This window comes from Streptomyces sp. NPDC057654 (genome assembly GCF_042800135.1).
Classification (GTDB): Bacteria; Actinomycetota; Actinomycetes; order Streptomycetales; family Streptomycetaceae; genus Streptomyces.
In genome coordinates, this window is record NZ_JBHVHQ010000131.1 from 1 (window position 1) to 3,192 (window position 3,192).

Below are 3,192 nucleotides of genomic sequence, written 5' to 3' on the forward strand. Positions count from 1 at the left end.
GCGCACCAGGCGAACCAGGTGCGCCGCGTGCCGGAGGGCCGCATGCTGATCTTCGAGATGTCCCTTGAAGAGCGGGTGGAGGGCTCGGTCGTCAAGAGCCGGTCGGCGTTGGCCATCAGCGCCCTGCGCCGACTCCTCCGGGGCCGTTCGAAGCCCGTCGACGAGACGGACGGCAAGGCGTTCCCGACGGGGCAAACCTTCGCGTCCACCTTCGTCGCCGATGAGAAACTGTACGGCCTGGTGCGGAAGGACGTGGCACGCGAGCACGGGCTGATCGACGACGACAACTTCCCGACCGAGGTCGACACCGCCTTCGACCGGGCCGGGGAGCTGAACGGCAGGGTCGAGGCCAACCGGCAGGCGCAGCTGGAGACCGAGATCCGGCTGGAGCGGGGCTACGAGCACCTGTACACGCTGCTGACCGAGGCGGACGGGATCGGCGACGGGGCGACGGCGGCCACCCGGCTGTCCGAGCTCGCCGAGCGCTACCAGCAGGCCGTCGGGCGGCTGTCCGAGGACCTCGTGGAGCACGCCGTGCAGCGGGACGCGGACCAGCAGCTGTCCGAGCAGTACGCCCGAGCCAAGCAGAACGCCCAGTCCCTGCTCGCCTGGCACCAGCGGACCCCGGCCGAGCGCGGCGACACCCCCAAGCCCGAGCTGTACGAGCCGCACGAGGCGGAGGCCTCGCCGAAGACGGTCCGGCACCCGGTCGCCGGTACCGGCGACGGCCTGCTGACGCCCACCCCGGACGAGGCCCAGCCCGCCCTGCCCCGCTATCTGGACGCGGACCTGCGGAAGCTGGCCGTCAGCGCCGCGTCGTTCGGCGGCGCCTGGGCCGGTGGACGCGTACCGCCGCGGCACCAGTTGCTGCGGGAGCTGCTCAAGGCCGATGCCCTGCGGGAGAAACTGTCCGGCAGGCGGCAGGAGAGGGACGCCGCCCAGCGGGCCGGCGACGTGGATCTGGCCGCTCTGCGAGGCGGTCAGATCGCCTACCTCCAGCAGGCGCTGGAGGACACCGTCACATCGGCGGGCGAGACGCTCCGGGAGTTCAACCGGCGTATCGACGCGCTGCTGGAGACGGCCGACAACCCCGCGCCCCAGGACGACGACGCGGCCGGGATGGCCCGGGACACCGTGCGGCACCTGCTCGACGGCGGCGACCTGAGCGTCCTCGCGGGTGAGGTCGCCGACCGCCGTCAGGCGCACGAGCGGGCCCGGAACAACCGGCCGGCGGACGGGGGCTCCGCCGACGCGGGCCTGCTGCTGGACCGCGCGAACCGCCTCGCCCACGACCTGCGCCCGGCTCGGGTGCGCGATGCCGCGACGCGGGTCGCCGAGCAGCTGCCGGAGCCCTCCGTCATGCCCCCGACCCGGTCGGCCGCGGAGCTGACCGATCCCCAGCGACGTGCCGCGCACCAGCTGGAGAACCCGTCCCAGGGCGCCCTGCACCGCGATGAGAAGACCGAGGCGCCCACCCACTACGAGGAGGGCGACGGGCGCGGCTACGACGTTCACGACCCCCACGACCCCCACGACACGGAGAACCCCGGCCTGACGAAGGGGGAGGGCCTGCCGCTCGCCCTGGCCGCGGGGCTCGACGCCCTGCACGCCTCCGGCGACTGGCACGGACGACCGTACGCGGACGGCACCGCGCGACAGATCGCCGCGCAGGTGCGTGGGACGATGTCCGATCAGGCCCTCCGGGAACCGGAGCTGGCAGCGACCTGGTACGGGCCGGAGCTCGGCGACACATTCACCCCCGAGGACCTGGACGCCGCCGGGCTGACGGGCCGGCTGGACGACCGTCACCAGCGTGAGTTCGCGCAGGACGGCGTCCTGCACGGCGATCTCAGGCTCGCCCCCCGCGCGAGCGGCGACGCGCGGCACGCGCCCGGCCGCGGCGGCTACCGGGTGCCGCTCGTACCGGACGAGAAGGCCGCACTGCTCTCCCGGCAACTGCTCCGCGGCGGCGATGCCGAGATCGGCGGGCTCGCCGAGGCCGGCTACGACAACGCCGCGTCCGACTACGTCCCGCAGCTCTTCGCCAACCGCCACGCCGTGAACGTGCGCGTGGTCATCCCGGGTCAGGGCGACCTGGTCTACCGGCCGTGGCGCCCGGACGCCGCCCCCGACGCCGCCCCCGGCCGCCCTACCGTGCACCTGCTGCTGGACGACGGCGCCTTCAAGGCCCTCATCCCGCGTTCACCCCGCGAGCTGCCGGAAGAGACTGATCCGCGGCACTCGCCGAACGGCGTTCCCGAGCGGGAGAACGCCGGGCCGGCGCCCAGGGACCATGACCCTGTGGCGACGCCGTCCCGGACGGAGGCGGAGAGCCCCGCCCCGCGTACACACGGCGCCACGCCGGGGACGCCCGGAGGCCACGCGGGCTGATCTCGCAGCGTCGGGCCGACCGCCTGGCGGCGGGGCAGGAGCGGCAGGATGACGGCTTCCTGGACGTGTACGCCTCGATCAGCGGCCATGGAGGCCGGCTGGGCGACCAGCGCGCTCTGGTGAGGAACATGGCCCGGCGCGTGGCAGAGCACGGCGTCAGGGAGATCGCCCTCTTCGAATGCGCTCCTGACCCGGGGTTCCATGACGTGGCGGACCAGGAACGCCTGGAGATCCACACCGCGCAGCGTGGCGAGGCGACGGTTCCCGACGGCGCCGGCGGCCGGCATGACCCGCTGGAGGACGAGGCCGGGCAGCCGACCTCCCGGCACACTTACCGCCCCGGTGAGCCCGTGCAGGTGCACCGGCCCCGGGAGTCGCAGGTCTGGGTTCCGCGTGGCGAGGACGAGTACCCCGACGAGCGGTATGTGAACGACGGCGGCGGCGTGTCGTCGCCGTGGTCGCTTGAGAGCGCTGTGGCGGAGCGTCGGGCTCTGTGGCCGGCGGCGCCGGAGCGCCATGAGGGTTCGGTCGCCCTGCGGCGGGACGCGGATGACGAGTTGCGCCGGGGGTTCCGCCGGTCGCAGCGGGCGATGGCGCGTGAGGCCGTGCGCGACGGCTGGAACGCGGAGTGGACGCGTCGGGCCCAGGCCGCCCCCGCCCCCTCCCTCTCCGCTGCTGGCGCCTTGGATCCGGAGGGTCCGAGACGAAACCCGCACCCGCCCACACCGAATACCGCCCCACCCAACACCCCCCCCCCCCCCCCCCCCAACCCCAACCCGGGCCCCACAGCGGGGGTTGCCC

1 protein-coding gene and 1 pseudogene are annotated in these 3,192 nt (G+C 74.4%); both read left to right on the forward strand.

What is annotated here, in order from left to right:
• The coding region (locus ACFU99_RS13280; protein WP_384390217.1) for a hypothetical protein at nucleotides 1-2,391 on the forward strand (2,391 nt) is incomplete at its 5' end.
• Between the two features lie 140 nt (nucleotides 2,392-2,531).
• Nucleotides 2,532-3,192 (forward strand): annotated as a pseudogene (locus ACFU99_RS13285) (hypothetical protein); the annotation flags it as partial.